This window comes from Pseudoruegeria sp. SK021 (assembly GCF_002119405.1).
Taxonomy (GTDB): domain Bacteria; phylum Pseudomonadota; class Alphaproteobacteria; order Rhodobacterales; family Rhodobacteraceae; genus Meridianimarinicoccus.
Window position 1 is genome coordinate 1 of the sequence record NZ_MTBG01000008.1, and the last position, 16,473, is coordinate 16,473.

General features: G+C 59.8%; 15 protein-coding genes. 10 read left to right on the plus strand and 5 right to left on the minus strand.

Going from position 1 to position 16,473, the window contains the following annotated elements:
* Positions 1-243 precede the first annotated feature (243 nt).
* Positions 244-777 (minus strand): hypothetical protein, encoded by a 534-nt coding sequence (locus BV911_RS07080; RefSeq protein ID WP_086052908.1) that lies wholly within the window; start codon positions 775-777, stop codon positions 244-246.
* Between the two features lie 956 nt (positions 778-1,733).
* Here BV911_RS07080 and BV911_RS07085 point away from each other — a divergent pair.
* Complete coding sequence (locus tag BV911_RS07085) at positions 1,734-2,099, plus strand: TfoX/Sxy family protein (RefSeq protein ID WP_086052909.1); 366 nt, start codon at positions 1,734-1,736, stop codon at positions 2,097-2,099.
* On the opposite strand, the gene ndk is transcribed toward BV911_RS07085, so the two are convergent.
* Entirely contained in the window at positions 2,096-2,518 is a 423-nt protein-coding gene (ndk, locus tag BV911_RS07090) for a nucleoside-diphosphate kinase (RefSeq protein WP_086052910.1), read from the minus strand. The two genes, BV911_RS07085 and ndk, sit on opposite strands and share 4 nt — an antisense overlap.
* A gap of 132 nt (positions 2,519-2,650) precedes the next feature.
* Here ndk and BV911_RS07095 point away from each other — a divergent pair, with 132 nt between their 5' ends.
* The 3 genes from BV911_RS07095 to BV911_RS07105 are packed head-to-tail and all read left to right on the plus strand — an operon-like array spanning position 2,651 to position 5,771.
* A complete protein-coding gene (locus BV911_RS07095; RefSeq protein WP_086052911.1) occupies positions 2,651-4,507 on the plus strand; it encodes an ABC-F family ATP-binding cassette domain-containing protein in 1,857 nt (618 codons plus the stop codon).
* Between the two features lie 2 nt (positions 4,508-4,509).
* A complete protein-coding gene (locus tag BV911_RS07100; RefSeq protein ID WP_086052912.1) occupies positions 4,510-5,133 on the plus strand; it encodes a MarC family protein in 624 nt (207 codons plus the stop codon).
* A 56-nt stretch (positions 5,134-5,189) separates the two neighbouring features.
* Positions 5,190-5,771: a TIGR02281 family clan AA aspartic protease gene (locus BV911_RS07105; RefSeq protein ID WP_086052913.1), complete on the plus strand. Its 582-nt coding sequence runs from the start codon at positions 5,190-5,192 to the stop codon at positions 5,769-5,771.
* A 17-nt stretch (positions 5,772-5,788) separates the two neighbouring features.
* On the opposite strand, the gene BV911_RS07110 is transcribed toward BV911_RS07105, so the two are convergent.
* Entirely contained in the window at positions 5,789-6,256 is a 468-nt protein-coding gene (locus tag BV911_RS07110; protein ID WP_086052914.1) for a DNA polymerase III subunit chi, read from the minus strand.
* Positions 6,257-6,268: 12 nt separating this feature from the next.
* Positions 6,269-7,726 carry a leucyl aminopeptidase gene (locus BV911_RS07115; RefSeq protein ID WP_086052915.1) on the minus strand — a complete coding sequence of 486 codons (1,458 nt, stop codon included), beginning with the start codon at positions 7,724-7,726 and terminating at the stop codon, positions 6,269-6,271.
* A 121-nt stretch (positions 7,727-7,847) separates the two neighbouring features.
* On the opposite strand from BV911_RS07115, the gene lptF reads away from it, so the two are divergent.
* Genes lptF through rsmA form a run of 6 tightly spaced genes read left to right on the plus strand, consistent with a single transcriptional unit; the run spans position 7,848 to position 15,344 of the window.
* Positions 7,848-8,972, plus strand: a complete 1,125-nt coding sequence (gene lptF / locus BV911_RS07120) for an LPS export ABC transporter permease LptF (RefSeq protein ID WP_168184011.1) — start codon at positions 7,848-7,850, stop codon at positions 8,970-8,972.
* Positions 8,969-10,063, plus strand: coding sequence for an LPS export ABC transporter permease LptG (lptG, locus tag BV911_RS07125; protein WP_086052917.1), 1,095 nt, complete (start codon positions 8,969-8,971; stop codon positions 10,061-10,063). The genes lptF and lptG overlap by 4 nt, the downstream gene beginning before the upstream one ends.
* Positions 10,060-12,267, plus strand: a complete 2,208-nt coding sequence (locus BV911_RS07130; RefSeq protein WP_086052918.1) for an LPS-assembly protein LptD — start codon at positions 10,060-10,062, stop codon at positions 12,265-12,267. The genes lptG and BV911_RS07130 overlap by 4 nt, the downstream gene beginning before the upstream one ends.
* Before the next feature lie 13 nt (positions 12,268-12,280).
* A complete protein-coding gene (locus BV911_RS07135; RefSeq protein ID WP_086052919.1) occupies positions 12,281-13,513 on the plus strand; it encodes a peptidylprolyl isomerase in 1,233 nt (410 codons plus the stop codon).
* Positions 13,510-14,502, plus strand: a complete 993-nt coding sequence (gene pdxA, locus BV911_RS07140) for a 4-hydroxythreonine-4-phosphate dehydrogenase PdxA (protein ID WP_086052920.1) — start codon at positions 13,510-13,512, stop codon at positions 14,500-14,502. The genes BV911_RS07135 and pdxA overlap by 4 nt, the downstream gene beginning before the upstream one ends.
* Positions 14,499-15,344: a 16S rRNA (adenine(1518)-N(6)/adenine(1519)-N(6))-dimethyltransferase RsmA gene (rsmA, locus tag BV911_RS07145; protein ID WP_086052921.1), complete on the plus strand. Its 846-nt coding sequence runs from the start codon at positions 14,499-14,501 to the stop codon at positions 15,342-15,344. The genes pdxA and rsmA overlap by 4 nt, the downstream gene beginning before the upstream one ends.
* A gap of 69 nt (positions 15,345-15,413) precedes the next feature.
* Here rsmA and BV911_RS07150 read toward each other — a convergent pair whose 3' ends face one another.
* The gene (locus tag BV911_RS07150; protein ID WP_086052922.1) at positions 15,414-16,304 is read right to left on the minus strand and encodes a DUF4167 domain-containing protein; all 891 of its coding nucleotides are present in this window, start codon (positions 16,302-16,304) and stop codon (positions 15,414-15,416) included.
* Positions 16,305-16,473 lie beyond the last annotated feature (169 nt).

Here is a 16,473-nt window from a genome sequence, read left to right on the forward strand (position 1 = left end):
TGTCGTGAACGTCGTATTCGTCGTGAGTGCTGTGATCTTCTTCAGTTGTGTGGTCTTCTTCCGACATAGTCCCATCCCTCAATGTGAGCAAATCGTTAAAGAGAAGTTGAAGTTTTCAGTGCAATATGCGCGTTTCCTACCCAGTCCTAATTCCTAGAGGTTAAAAAAAAACCTCTCATGTTTGCGACGACATGAGAGGCCATTGATCTGATCGAAATTGTCATGGAATGACAGCGTATCAGCTCAAACTTGACTGGCCTTCCTGCGAGACGACTTCAAGCGCAGCGACGCCAAACATCCAAAAGCTGAAAACAGGATCAACCCACTGGCTGGGATGGGGACTGCTGTGACCGCACCATTCACCACCACAGAAAGGATCTCACCGGAAGTCACTGCGCCCACGAGGCTTGTGCCGTTGTAGGTCACGAAGGTCATGATCGTGTAAGCCTCATATCCCGGCAATCCGACCACTGCCCCGGTCGTTGGGATATTTTTGAACAAGATGGACACCGTCTGATAGGGCTCATCGGGCAATAGATTAACCAGAACACCAAGATAGGTGTTGGAAGCTAAAAGACTCTCACCAAAATTCGTGCTGAAAATGAATGACGTGAACCCTAGAATTGGATTGCCATTGCCCGCGGCTTCCGGCGACAAGTAAGCAGGTTTGTCTGACGAACTCGCCGAAGCAGGGACGATTTCGTAAGGCGTAAAACTTACGAGATCACTGCCATCCGAGGTCATTTCAAATCCCAGCCCGGTCTCATTGACCTCCATCGTTTCCCCGTCAGAGATCAATACAGTCGTACTTCCGAATTGAAGGGAATCCCCGGTAGAGTATGGGATATAAGACGCCGCGAATGCCGACCCTGGAGTGACACTCGCAACCAAGATACAAACTTTTGCAAACTTTTGAAAACTTATCACACCACACATCCTTGAAGTTCAGAACCCACTGTTTCCGGTATGGATACTTTATAGATCGACCTGACTGAACCATCAACTTTTTAAAATCGCGTTCGAAGCTGAACCGCGACTTCGGGACAATCGCCTAATATTTGCACGAAATTCGCCCAAAAGCCATACAAACCATTGTTTTGCAATCTTAAGTAATGAAAATTCCACTTCGACTTCTAAATATAGAGCTTAAAAAACAACCTCATTTCTGGGTGATACGACCGGATTTCGCGCCCACTCAGCTTACAAATATTGCCAACTCTCAAACACCTGCGGCCAAATGTCCGGACGCACAATGTATACCAATCCGCAAACAATCCGACCCGCCGCTCTTGCAAATTGCGGGATGTGCGATACCGGCGTCTTTTGATCAGCATCGAGGAACCGGCGCTCCGGCAACGCGCCGCTTAAGTTGCGCAGGTGATTCGCTATGGCACCGATGATCCGGGGCAACCCAAGACCCGCTTGGCCCTGCTCTCAATGCTGCCCCACCCCCGGGTGCGATGCGTCTCACGATGGGTTTCGCCGTGAACAGTGGTAACCAATTGTCGCAATGCTGTTTGAATTTGCATCAATTTTATCGTGTAATTAAACAGCAAAGGAGGCAGACCATGTCCAACCATAGCGATCATTCTCTTCCCCGCCCCGTGCTTTTTCCGGCGCCCAACCGCCCCAAACCGCATCCCAGACCGACCTTCAAGTTCACCGACTGGGCGATGATTTAATCCACTTGCAAGCATGACGCCCCGCAGGCACGGTCCGGGCCGGAGGCCGCCATGACCGAACCAGTAACAACCATTCGCAACGTCGGACCGGCGGTGGCCCTTTCGTTGGAAAAAGTCGGCATTACGACCGCAGAAGATCTGCGCAGCATCGGCGCGGTCGCTGCCTACACGCGGCTTTTAGAAAACGGGCACCGGCCTCATTTCATCATGTTCTACGCGCTGGTGATGGGGCTACAGGGCCGACCTTGGAACGATTGCACCGGAGATGAGAAGCTGGCTCTGCGTGCACAGTTCGATGCCATCAAGTCCGCCCGACAAACATCATCACCAAAGCAAAAGGGCCACGCCCAACTGGACGCAGCCCTTGCAGAGATTGGGGTCATCGCCCGAAGGCCAGACCCGACTGGGTCGCGTTAGCCGACCAGTTCAAGTCCCGAAAAGAAATACGCAATCTCTTCAGCAGCGGTTTCCGGCGCGTCCGATCCGTGGACCGAGTTTTCGCCAACCGACTCAGCAAATTCTGCGCGGACAGTGCCAGCAGCTGCATCGGCAGGGTTGGTGGCGCCCATGACTTCACGGTTTTTGGCAATGGCGCTTTCGCCTTCCAGAACCTGCACAACAACCGGCTCGGACGCCATGAATGTGCACAGCTCGTCATAGAACGGGCGGTCAGCGTGGACGCTGTAGAATGCACCAGCCTGCGCCTTGGACAGTTGAATCCGCTTTTGCGCGACGATGCGCAGACCCGCTTCTTCGAACTTGGCATTGATTTTGCCGGTCAGGTTGCGACGGGTGGCGTCTGGTTTGATGATCGACAGTGTGCGTTCGGTGGCCATACGAAATGCCCTCTTTTCAGTTTACAAGCGTTGGGCCCCGTGCCCGTCGCATCTTGGCGGTCTGCTAGCATGTGGCGGTTTGGTTGAAAAGCTGCGATTGACGCGCCGCCCGCTGTGCGGCAAGGCAGGCGCATGCTTCGTATCGACAACATTTCCTACTCTGTAGAAGGCCGGCCCTTGTTGGACGGCGCCAGTGCAGTCATTCCTACCGGCCACAAAGTCGGCCTGATTGGGCGCAATGGCAGCGGCAAAACCACGCTGTTCCGGTTGATCCGGGGCGAGCTTGTCTTGGAAGGCGGGTCCATCAGCCTGCCATCACGGTCGCGCATCGGCGGCGTCGCGCAGGAGGTGCCTGCGTCTGCGACGTCGTTGATCGACACCGTGCTGGCCGCAGACACCGAACGGGCCGCCCTGCTGGACGAGGCCGAGAAAACCACCGATCCGACCCGGATCGCCGAGGTCCAAACCCGGCTGGCGGATATCGACGCTTGGTCGGCTCCGGCCCGTGCCGCCTCGATCTTGAAGGGTCTCGGCTTTGACGATGACCAGCAGATCCTGCCCTGTTCGGATTTCTCCGGTGGATGGCGGATGCGCGTCGCCCTTGCCGCCGTGCTGTTTTCGCAACCCGATCTGCTGCTGTTGGACGAGCCGACCAACTATCTTGACCTTGAAGGCGCGGTCTGGCTTGAAAACTATCTGGCCAAATACCCGCATACGGTACTGATCATCAGCCACGACCGCGGTCTGTTGAACCGGTCAGTCGGCGGCATTCTGCATCTCGAAGACCAAAGCCTGACGTACTACCAAGGCCCCTATGACCAGTTCGCCCGCCAACGGGCCGAACAGCGGGCCGTTCAAGCCGCGCAGGCCAAAAAGCAAGATCTGCGCCGGGCGCATTTGCAAAGCTTCGTCGACCGGTTCAAGGCCAAGGCCAGCAAGGCCAAGCAGGCCCAGTCCCGCGTCAAGATGCTGGAAAAGATGACCCCGATTGCCGCGCCGGAAGAAATGGCACGCCGGGTGTTCAGCTTTCCACAACCCGAAGAACTGTCGCCGCCGATCATCAACCTCGAAGGTGCCGAGGTCGGCTATGACGGCAAGCCGGTGTTGCGCAAGCTCTCGTTGCGGATCGATCAGGACGACCGGATCGCGCTTCTGGGCAAGAACGGCCAAGGCAAATCGACGTTGGCCAAGTTGCTATCGGGGCGTCTGACGGCGCTCTCTGGCCGGATGATCACCTCGAACAAGCTGCGCATTGGGTATTTCGCCCAGCACCAGTTGGACGAACTGGAACCCGACGAGACCCCGTTGCAGCACTTGCAACGCGCCCGTCGCGAAGAAGGTCAGGCCCGGCTTCGCGCCCGCCTTGCCAGCTTTGGTCTGGCCGCCGAGCAGGCTGACACCCAAGTTCAGCGCCTGTCGGGTGGACAGAAGGCACGTCTGTCGTTGCTTCTGGCGACGCTTGATGCGCCACATATGCTGATCCTCGACGAGCCGACCAACCACCTTGATATGGAAAGCCGGGAGGCTCTGGTCGAAGCGCTGTCGACCTATACCGGCGCGGTCATTCTGATCAGTCACGACATGCACTTGCTGGGTATGGTCGCGGATCGGCTGTGGCTGGTGAAGGACGGCAACGTCACCCCCTACGAGGACGATCTGGAAGATTATCGCCGGATGCTGCTGTCCAGCGATAGCAAACCCGCCCGGGAAACCACGCCGAAACCCGCCCCCGTAAAGGCCCGGCCATCCCGCGACGCCGTTCTTGCCCTGCGCAGCGATGCCCGCAAATGCGAAGAACGCGTGACCAAGCTGAACGAGATGCGCGACCGGTTGGCCAAGAAACTGGCGGATCCGGCGCTTTATGACGACACCCGCGGCCAAGAAGCGGATGTGTGGCAGAAGAAATACGCCGAAGTCATGAACGCCCTTGATCGCGCTGAAGCCATGTGGATGACTGCACTGGAGAAACTCGACACCGCGGAAGCATAAGCATGGATCTGGCCAGTGCCTTAACCTCGTTCGCGACCATTTTTGTGGTCATCGATCCGGTGGGCATGGCCCCGATCTTTGTGGCGATGACCAGCGACATGGCCCCCGCACATCGCCGTGCGGTCGCCATTCGGGCCTGTGTCATCGCCGCAGGAATTCTGATGGTGTTCGGCTTGTTCGGCAACGCGTTGCTGTCAACCTTGGGCATCTCACTGGCGGCCTTTCGGATTGCTGGCGGCCTGTTGCTGTTTTTGATCGCGGTCGACATGTTGTTCGAAAAACGCACCGAACGCCGCGAAGGCCGCGAGGCCGACGCGGACAACCACGATCCATCAGTGTTTCCGTTGGCGACGCCGCTGATCGCGGGGCCGGGATCAATGGCCGCGATGATCCTGCTGAACTCTGGCAACGAGGTGACGTGGCTCGACCGGCTGGAAGTGCAGTTGGTGATGCTGACGGTCGTGGGACTGGTGTTGATCCTGTTCTTCCTGTCCGCCGTCATTGCCCGCCTGTTGGGCCGGACCGGCATCTTGGTGGTGACCCGGCTTCTGGGCATGCTTCTGGCGGCGCTGTCCGTCCAATTTGTCTTGAACGGGCTGATCGATCTGGGCGTTCTAACCGGCTGACCCCTTCCATCGCGCCGCGGCGCCCCTATCTTTGATGTAGTGACCGGAGCGCGTGGATGTCAGCCGACAACATTGGATCCCTCCTTTATATTGGCGTGCTGCTGGCAGTTGTCGGCGGCGCCTTGCTGCTGCAAAATCGCCACCGACTTGGGGTTCTCGCCCAACAGGCGGCGATTTGGGGGCTGATCTTCATTGGTGTGATCGCCGCAGTTGGCCTTTGGGATGACATTCGCACCACCGTGCCCGACACCCAAGCCAGCTTTTCGGAGGCGGGTGACATTGTGGTGCCACGCGGTCCGGGCGGCCACTATTACCTGACCCTTCATCTCAACGATGTGCCGGTCCGGTTCATCGTCGATACCGGGGCCAGCGACATGGTGCTAAGTCTGGAGGATGCCCGGCGGATTGGCCTCGACCCCGACCAGATGCGCTTTCTCAACCAAGCCCGTACGGCCAATGGCACCGTCCAGACCGAACAGGTCCGAATTGCGACCGTCAGCCTTGGGCCGGTCTCGGACCAGAATATCTCGGCCCGGGTCAGCCAAGGCGAAATGCCCGGATCGCTGTTGGGGATGGGGTATTTATCGCGGTTTGCATCGGTTCGGATCGAAGACGGCACGATGACCTTGACCCCCTGAATGGCCAGTCAAGGGGATCAGTTGGCGTTGACGGCGGCCTTTTTCTCCCAGCGGCCGCTGTCTTCGCTCCAGTATTCCGCGCTGACCCCTGCGCCAGACAGCACTTTCCACTGACCACGGGCATGGGCCACGGCCTCGGGGTCATTGCCGTCAAACAACACCAGCGCCCGGTCGATGCGCGACACATCCTCTGGCTCCACCGGCGCGCCATCGACGCTGATCAAACATTTGGTCGCCGCGGCCAGTGTCGTTGAGACGGTCAACAACACCGGCTGAAGATCGTCATGCGCCCCCCCGGCCAGCCCATGTGGCAAGAACCCTGCCGGATCGCCCTGCCAGAGAAGATCGTCCAGCCAGACCAGCCGTTCCGGCGACGTCGCGCGCAGTTCTACCCGCAACCCCGCATCCAGTGCCCGCAGCAAAAGCTTGGGCAACGTCGCCTCTACCGGAGCAAGGGTCATGTGGTAAAACCGCGCCGTGCCCATCAGGTCAGCGCCTCAGCGCTCATATCGGTCACGGATCAGCCGGTCGATGCTCAGCACCCCCCAACCGCTGGCCCCTTTGGGCGCATAGACCGAGTCGCTTGGCGTGCTGGCCACGCCTGCGATATCCAAGTGGATCCACGGGACACCTGCCTTGACGAACCGTTGCAAAAACTGTGCCGCCGTGACGGCCCCCGCCGGGCGTCCGCCAACATTTTGCAGATCGGCGACGCGGCTTTTCAGTTGTGGCTCATAGACCGGGTCGAGCGGCATGCGCCACGCGCCTTCGCCTTCGTCCTTTGCCGCGTCCAGAAAACCATTGCAGAGCGCATCATCGTTCGAGAACACCCCGGCCTTATGGTGGCCCAGACCGATCACGATCGCACCGGTCAAGGTTGCAAGATCAATCATGCCACTGGGCTTGAAACGGTCTTGCGCGTACCACAGCACATCCGCCAGAACCATTCGCCCCTCGGCATCGGTGTTGATGATCTCGACCGTGTCGCCCTTCATCGTAGTGATGACATCTCCGGGGCGGATCGCCTTGCCATCGGGCATATTTTCCACCAGCCCGACCAAGGCCACGACATTGGCCTTCGCCTTGCGCCGCGCCAAGGTCGACATGACCCCCGCCACCACGCCAGCGCCGCCCATATCCATGGTCATCTCTTCCATGCCCGCCGCCGGTTTCATGCTGATGCCGCCCGTGTCGAACACCACCCCTTTTCCGATCAAGGCAAAGGGGGCCTCATCGCCGCCGCCATTCCAGCGCAGGATCACGACCTTAGACGGGCTGTCCGAACCCTGCCCCACCGCAAGAAGCGTCCGCATCCCCAGCGCTTCAAGCGCCGGTTCATCCAGAACTTCAACCTCTAGCCCCAGATCAGACAGCGCCAACAAGCGCTCTGCGAAAGTTTGCGTCGTCAGGATATTGGCCGGCGCATTGGTCAAATCCCGGGTCAGGAACACGCCCTCGGCCCGAGCGGCGACGTCAAGCGCGGCGTCCGGCTGGGTCACGCCCATAACGGTCACATCCCCTTCGGGGCGCGCGTTGGGCGTCTTGTGGTCGGTAAACTCATAGCACCTCAGCGCCAGACCCAGCGCGATCTCATCGCCCATCCGATGCGTGCCGGTCAGCACCAGCATCGGCCGCCCGCGTTTCAGGCGGGCGATGTTGACACCGGCCTTTCGGGCGATGTCGTGGCCGCAGCGGCGGTCCAACTTGACCACAAGCACCCCGTCAGCCGCAAGCCCGGCAGGAAACGCCAGTTCCAGCACGTCCCCCGAATTGAGATCGGCAAAAGCCGCGTTCTCGACAAGGCGCGCCACCGCACCACGGGCCAGACGATTCACCCGCGCGGCGCCACGATCCAATTTGCCATCCTCGCCGACAAAGACCACCACTGCGCCGGTCGCAGCCGCGATCTCGTCTAGGGACAACTCTTGAAAACGGATCGATACCGGTTTGGTCATGACAGCCTCTTAAATGTTTCGGCTCATACCTAGCTTTCAGGCCCCGCCTTGGCCAGAGAGCAGTTTTCCATTCGCGACAGATCAGATAAGAGCGGTGGAAAGCAGTCGCGAAGGGTCCGGCTTGGGACGGTTTGACAGATACATCCTGACACAATTGATGCGGGTCTTCGGGTTTTTCGCGCTGATCCTTGTTGGCGTCTATTGGGTGAACCGGGCGGTCATCCTGCTGGATCGCTACCTGTCCGAAGGTCAGGGCGGCACAATGGTGCTGGAACTGACCTTGCTCAGCCTGCCCAGCATTATGGTGATCGTGCTGCCAATCGCCGGATTCGTGGCCACAGCGTTTGCTACCAACCGGCTTTATGCCGATGGCGAACTGGTGATCATGCAGGCCACCGGGTTCAGCAATTACCGGCTGGCCCGTCCGTTTTTAATGTTTTCGGTGCTGGTGGCCCTGTTGCTGTCGGTTCTGGCTCATGTGGTCGTCCCGGTCAGTATGAGTAAACTGAACGATCTTGAAGCCGAACTGCTGGATGCGATCTCGGCCCGCCTATTGGTGCCCGGCACCTTCCAAAGCCCGACAAAAGGCGTCACGGTCTACGTGCGGGACATCCAGCCCGACGGAACATTGAACTCACTTCTTGTGGCGGATCGGCGTGACCCGGACCGCGAGTCGACCTATAGCGCGACCTCGGCTGTGCTGGTGGGCACGTCCGAAGGGCCGCGATTGGTGATGCTGCAAGGAATGGCGCAGACTTTGGAACGGCCGGGCGACCGTCTGTCCACCACCGCGTTCGAGGAATTCACCATCTCTCTTGGCGGGATGATCGAAACATCGTCGAACCGCCGTTTGGATTATCGGCAACTTTCCACCGGTGATCTTCTCGCCCCCAGTCAGGAGATTCTTGATCAAAGTCGCCGCAGCCCAGAGTTTCTGCAACGCGAAGCCCATCTGCGCATCACCCAAGCATTGCTGTCGATCTGGGCCACCGCCCTTGGATTCGCAGCTCTGATGGTCGGAGGGTTCAGCCGGTTCGGCCTGTGGCGGCAAATCATTCTTGCGATCGGCCTCGTGGTGCTGGTGAAACTCTTGGACAATGCCGCCATCGACATCGCCAAAAACGATCCGTCAAAATGGCCGATTGTCTATCTGTCCAGCGTGTTTTCGGCGCTGCTTTGTTTGCTGCTGCTGTACCTTGGCAATGGCACGCTCCTGACACGGCTTGGCCGGAGGCGCTCAGCATGACGCTGCATTTCTATTTCGCGCGCAAATTTCTGATGACGTTTCTCGGCATCCTTGGCGGGTTCAGCGTGTTCATGTGGCTGGTGGAACTGCTGGAGCATCTTCGGCGGTTTGACACGTCCGAGACCTCGTTTGCGGTCCTCGCTTATATGGCGCTGCTGCATTTGCCTCAGGTGCTGTACCAGATCCTGACATTGGTGGTTTTGCTGGCGACGGTGATGATGTTCATCACGCTGGCGCGAACCAGCGAGTTGGTGATTTCCCGTGCAACCGGGCGGTCAGCGATCCGCAGTTTGATTGCCCCGATCCTGACCGCGTTTGCCTTGGGGGTGTTCACCGTCGCCGTCATCAACCCGGTCGTCGCCACAATGTCCAAACGCTATAATCTCGAAGAAAACCGCCTGCGCGGATCCGAGCAGATCGTCTCCATCAGCCGTGAAGGTCTGTGGCTGCGGCAAGGAAAAACCGACCAGCAGATCGCCATTCACGCCGACAGCGCCAATCTGGACGGCACACATCTGTTCGAAGTGACTTTTTACGGCTTTGATCAATCCTCGCGACCGACCTTCCGGATCGACGCTGCCGAAGCCGTTTTGGAAACTGGGGCGTGGTCGTTGCAAAACGCCAAGCGCTGGTCGTTTTCAAGTGCAGGAAACCCCGAAGCGGAAGCTGAATTGTTCCCCACCCTGCTGCTGCCGTCCGATCTGACGCGCGATCAGATCCGAGACAGCTTTGGCACCCCCTCGGGCATTCCGATCTGGGAATTGCCAGCCTTCATCACAGCGCTGGAAACCGCGGGCTTTTCTGCGCGCAGTCATCGGGTCTGGCTTCAATCCGAATTGTGCCGCCCCCTCAGCTTTGTCGCCATGGTGCTGGTGGGCGCGATTTTCACTCTCCGCCACACCCGGTTCGGGCATACCGGATTGATGGTCCTATTTGCAGTTCTTGCCGGCTTCACCCTGTTCTTCACCGGCAACCTGACCAAGGTCATGGCCGATAGCGGCCAGATTCCCGTCATGCTGGCAGTCTGGAGTCCCCCCGCCGCCGCAATCCTGCTAGCCCTGAGTATGCTTTTGCACTTTGAGGATGGATGACGTTGCCAGCCCGCCTGTTGCCCCAAGTCTCTGCCCGCCGCCTTACCGCCAGCGCCTTGATCGTTCTGGTCTGCCTTGGCTTGCCCGGGCGTCTGCTGGCCCAAGGCACGCCGGATCCGACGATGATGACATCGCTGGTTGCCGATGTTGTCCGCATTGACGACGGCCAGCGCCTGATCGCCAGCGGCAATGTCGAGGTGTTCTCGGACGGTCGCCGCCTGCGCGCCAGCAAGCTGACCTTCGACCAGACCACCGATCGGCTGGTGATCGACGGGCCGATTGTCTTGCAAGATGAAAATGGCACGCTAATTTTGGCCGATCAGGCCGAACTGGACACCGATCTTAACAACGGCATTTTGCGCGGTGCCCGTCTGGTCCTGCAAGAGCAACTTCAGATCGCGGGGGCCGAAATGTCCCGGACAGACGGACGGTTCAGCGATCTTAAGCGGGTGGTGGCGTCCAGTTGCGAGGTGTGCATCGCGGGCAAGGCCCCCTTGTGGGAAATCCGGGCCACCCGCGTCATTCATGACCAACTGGACAAGCAGATTTACTTCTACGACGCCCGCTTTCGGATCGCGGGCGTGCCGGTATTCTATCTTCCTATGCTACGGGTGCCCGACGGCACCGACCCGCGCGTTACCGGCTTTCTGGCCCCGATCTATCGCCAGACCTCGGAACTGGGGCCGGGTCTGAAGCTGCCGTATTTCATCACGCTGGGCGAGCATGCCGACCTGACCCTTACCCCGTATGTCGCGCCCGATTTCGGCTATGAATTGACCAACGGATACACCCGCACCCTGCAAGGGCGCTATCGTCAGGCCTTCGCCAATGGCGATCTGGAAATCAATACTGCGGTCACCCGCGATTCCATTCTGCCAGACACCACCCGCGCCTATTTTTTCGGCGACGCTGAATTTGACATCCCCTATGACTTTGACCTGACTTTGACGGTTCAGACCGTCAGTGATGACGAATACCTCAGCGATTACGACTTTTCCGGCGAAGATCGCCTTGAAAGTTCCATCGGCCTGTTCCGCACCCAAGAACACGAACGCGTTGAAGGCGAGTTGGTCTATTTCCAATCCCTACGCTCGGACGAAGTTGAGGCCGAACAGCCGACCTATGTTGCGGATGGTCAATGGAACCGCAGGTTTTTCATGCCGGGCGTCGACAGTTGGCTGGACGTTGACCTGATTGGTCATGCGCATATCCGCCCCTCTGAGATGAACATCGTTGGCCGCGATATGGCCCAAACCCGCGCCAGCGTAACATGGTCCGAGATCTGGACCACTGATGCCGGGTTCCGGTTCGATACCAACGCCCGGGTGAATGGCGACCTCAAATATATCGGTAACGATGACCGCTATGATACGACCCAAGTCGCCCTGACCCCAACCGCGGCACTGGCGGTCGGCTATCCGATGGCACGGCAATCCGCCCAAGGCGCGCGCTATTTGCTTGAGCCGATTGGCCAGTTCGTCTGGACAGCGAAAGACACGCTGGAAGGTCCGAACGACGACAGCACCCTGACCGCATTTGACGCCGGCAACATGTTTGATCTCAACCGGTTTCCCGGGCTTGATCGGCAAGAGGAAGGTGGCCGGATCAATGCCGCCCTGCGCTGGACCCGGTATGCGCCTGACGGCTGGTCACTGGGGCTGACCGGCGGCCGGGTGTTCCGGTTTGAGGATCTTGGGCAATTTCCCGACGGCACGGGTCTGGCGGGGGCATCGTCCAATTGGCTGGCGCAAGCCGATCTGGACTTTGGCGAGCGCTTGCAACTGCGCAGCCTCACCCTGATGGACAACGGCTTTGAGCCGACCCTGAATGAAACGCGTCTCAGTTGGCAAAGCCCGGCATTGGAACTCAGCAGCACCTATATCTGGCAACGGGAAGACGCAGCTTTCGACATTTCAGATGACATCTCTGAGGTGTCTTTTGAAGCGGCTTTCGATCTGGGCCTGAGATGGAGCGCCGAACTGGACCTGCGCCGCGACTTCATCAGCGACCAGACCAACCAAGCCGGATTGGGGCTGATTTACACCAACGAGTGCGTGAGGGTTGATCTTTCGGCTCTACGCAAGTTTAGAACAGACGAAGACGACAATATCGAGCCGAGCACCAGCTTTGACCTTACCGTCACTTTGGCCGGATTTGGAAACAACGACAATCAGGCGCGTTATCGGCGCACCTGCACAAACTGAGGACAGAGCGGACATGGCCAATCTTCCGAAACAGCTTCTGCGGACGCTACTCGCAGCATCGGGACTGCTGCTGGGCGCATCTCTGGCAACGCCAGCTGTGGCACAATCGCCTTTCGAGGTGGTGGCACGGGTCAATGACGGCGCAATCACCCGGTTTGAGTTGGACCAACGGCGACGCTTGCAAAACCTACTGCGCCTGCCGGGTGCCGATGCCGATACGGCCATGAATTCCCTAGTCGATGACCGTTTGAAAATCAGTGCCGCCAAGAAGGCTGGCATCGACCCCACCAATGAAGAGGTGCAACTTGGCCTAGAGGACTTCGCGAGCCGGGCCAATCTCAGCTCCGAGGAATTCATTCAGGCCGTGCGCCCCATGGGAATCGAGCCGGAAACCCTGACCGATTACGTGTTCGTCAGTCTGGCTTGGGGCGATTTGATGCGCAGCAAGTATTCCTCGCGGGCGCAGGTCAGCGATTCTGAAATTGAGCGCGCGCTGGCGCTTGGAACCGGCCAAGGCACAGCGAAAGTGCTGCTGTCAGAGATCATTTTGCCGATCGCACCCGAAGTCGCAGCGATCTCGGAAGAGCGCGCCAATGCGATCGTCCAGATGACCAGTTTCTCGCAGTTTGAAGACGCTGCCCGGCAATTTTCCATCGCACCCAGCCGGGCGAATGGCGGTCGTCTAGAATGGACTTCGCTGTCTGACTTGCCGCCCCAAATTGCGCCGCTGTTCCTGACCATGACACCCGGTCAGGTCACGGCACCGTTGCGGTTGGATTCGGCCGTCGCGCTGTTTCAGTTTCGCGGCCTGCAAGACGTGGCCGCGCCGCGCGCCCAAAACGTCACCCTGGACTATGCGCAACTGCGCTTTGCCCCCGGCACGGATTTGCAACAGGAACGGGTGCGCCTGATGACCGAGGCCGACACATGCGACGATCTGTATGGGCTGTTCAAAAGTGCTCCGCCCGAGCAATTGCAGCGCGTGGCCGAGTTGCGCAATAGCCTGCCGCAATCGGTCGTCGGCGTGCTGGATCAACTTGACCCCAGTGAGTTCGGTGTCCTTGCCCCGCAGGGCAGCAGCGATACAGGATCGATCATCATGCTTTGCGCGCGCTCAGCGCCCGCCAACGAAGACCTCTCCCGCGAAGACGTGGCGCGGAGGCTGACCGCCCAGAGGCTGAACAGCTATGCCGAGGGCTTCCTGTCTGAATTGCGCTCTGACGCGTTCATCGAGATGACCAAGTGACGGCACCAATCGCAGTCTCATGTGGCGATCCCGCAGGGATCGGCCCTGAAATCTCGGCCCGGGCCTGGAGCAGCCTTGGCAGCAGCCTGCCGTTCTTTCTGATCGGGGATCCGCGTCACCTGCCCCCCGGCACAGACGTGGCAATCATCGACGATCCAAGCGAGGCCATCGCGGCGAGCCGCCACGGCCTGCCGGTGCTGGCCCACGCGTTTGACGCCCCCGCCACCCCCGGCCTTCTGACCCCCGAAAACGCCGCGGGGGTTATTTCAGCCATCGCGCGCGGGGTATCGCTGGTCATGGATGGCGCCGCAAGTGCGCTGTGTACCGCCCCGATTCACAAAAAGGCGCTCAAGGACGGCGCGGGCTTCGCCTTTCCCGGCCATACCGAATATCTGGCCCATCTGGCCGGAGTGGATCGCGTGGTCATGATGTTGGCCTGCGACGCGCTGAAGGTTGTGCCCACCACCATCCACATCCCGGTCAGCGACGTTCCAGCCGCGCTGACCGCTGACTTGCTGAGCCAGACGCTGCAGATCACCGCCGCCGCCCTAACCCGGGATTTCGGCATCGCGCGGCCTCGGATCGCGGTGACGGGGTTGAACCCGCATGCTGGCGAGGGCGGCGCCATGGGCCACGAAGAAATCACGGTGATCGAACCCGTTCTGGCCGCGCTGCGCCAAGAAGGCATGATCCTGACCGGTCCGCTTTCGGCGGACACCATGTTTCACGCCGCTGCACGCCAGAATTATGATGTGGCGGTGGCGATGTATCACGATCAGGCGCTAATCCCGATCAAGACCTTGGATTTTGCCAGCGGGGTCAACGTGACGCTGGGCTTACCGTTTATCCGCACCTCGCCCGATCATGGCACCGCTTTTGACATCGCCGGGCGCGGCATTGCCGATCCGACCAGCATGATCGCCGCCCTGAAACTGGCCCAGCGGATGGCCCACAGCCGCGCCGCCCGCCCGAAAGGCCCCCAAACATGAGCGCGATTGACGACCTGCCCCCGCTGCGCGAGGTGATTGCGACGCATGACCTGAGCGCCCGGAAATCCTTGGGCCAGAACTTTCTGCTCGATCTCAACCTGACGGCCCGTATTGCCCGGGCCGCGGGCGATCTGACCGGCCATGACGTTCTCGAAATTGGACCCGGCCCGGGCGGTCTGACCCGCGGCCTTCTGGCCATGGGTGCGCGCCGTGTGCTCGCCGTTGAAAAAGACCCCCGCTGCCTGCCGGCATTGCAGCAGATTGCCGAGGCCTATCCCGGTCGGCTTGATGTGGTGATCGGCGACGCGATGGCGATAGATCCGCTCAACCAGTTGACCGGCCCCGTGCGGATCTGCGCCAACCTTCCCTATAATGTCGGGACAGAGCTACTGGTGCGCTGGCTGACCCCGCCCGAATGGCCACCATACTGGACCAGTCTGACCTTGATGTTCCAACGGGAAGTGGCGCAGCGGATCGTGGCCCCCCCGGGCAGCAAAGCCTATGGCAGGCTTGCGCTGTTGGCACAGTGGCGCTGCGATGCCCGGGTGGTGTTGGAACTTCCGCCGCAGGCCTTCACGCCCCCGCCCAAGGTCAGTTCGGCGGTCGTGCATTTGCAAGCCTTGCCCGAACCTCGTTTTCCGGCCCGGGCGGCAACCCTGTCCCGGGTGGTCGCGGCCGCCTTCAATCAGCGGCGCAAGATGCTGCGGTCGGCGCTGAAGCCGATCTCGCCAGATATTGACGCGCTGTTGTTGCAGGCGGGCATTTCGCCGACCGATCGGGCCGAGACTGTGTCGCTAGAGGCGTTTTGTGCCCTCTCCCGCGTCGTTGATGCCCAATCCTGACCACAAAGAATAAGGGCGCCTGCTTTCACAGACGCCCTTAATTCCAACCAGATATTAAAATCGTGGTGATTATTCGGCGGCTTCCCGGGGATCCGTGTCCGAAGCTTTGTCTTGCGACTCGGCATCCAATGCTTCGGCCTTTGCCACTTTGGGAGCGCGAGGCGCACGCGGCTTACGGGCCGCACGCGGTTTCGGCGCGGCCTCTGGCTGCGGCTTATCCCCATTTTCCGGCGTTTCGACCAGACCACTATCGCTGCCATCATCCGCGGCCACGAAATTCGGCAACTCCGGCATCATTGATGCGGTTTTGACCGGTTTCCGGCGCTGTCGGTTGGGTTTCTGTGTCGGGGCCTGTCCAGCATCGGCGCGGTCATCCGACGTACGCTCGGCAGGGTTGGCGCCCTCTGGCTGCGGCGCACGTTCGGACGGGTCCCCTTGCGGGCGTCCCTGTTCATGCGCGCGGTTATCCGAGGACCGGTCTTGCCGGCGGTCAGACGCGTCATCCTGATGCCGCGGACGGGGCGTGTCCTGATGTTGGCGCGGCCGGTCGTTGATCTCGGGTTGGGCACCATCGCCAGCGTGGGACTGGTTCGTCCGCTGCGCATCTTCCGACGATCCCGACGGATCAGAGCCCTGACCGCCGCGCTGATCGTGATCGCGTTGACGGTTCTGACCCTGACTTTCCTGCTGCTCGCGCCGCTGGTCAGCCTCACGCTGCGCTTCCCCCAAAAGACGGGTGTAATGCTCAGAATGTTGCTGAAAATTCTCAGCCGCAACGCGATCATTCGAGAGCTGCGCATCCCGGGTCAATTGATTATACTTATCAATAATCTGTTGCGGTGTTCCGCGAACCTTGCCTTCCGGACCAGAGCTTTCGAACACCCTGTTCAGGATGTTGCCCATGGTTCCAGAACGGGTGCGGTTCGATTTAGACCGCGATCGTGACTTGCTTGATCTCATGTTGAACTGGTTCTCAGCCTTGTTTCTGCATGCAGCCCTGAATGTCGTGCACTACGACGTGTGTCGTAAATTTGGCTGCACAATCTCTGGCTTGGTGTCGAGGGGCGCATCGCTTGCTCCGCCTAGCCGACGGTTGGATTAAACACGTAGGGGGAAGCAAAACAAGCAG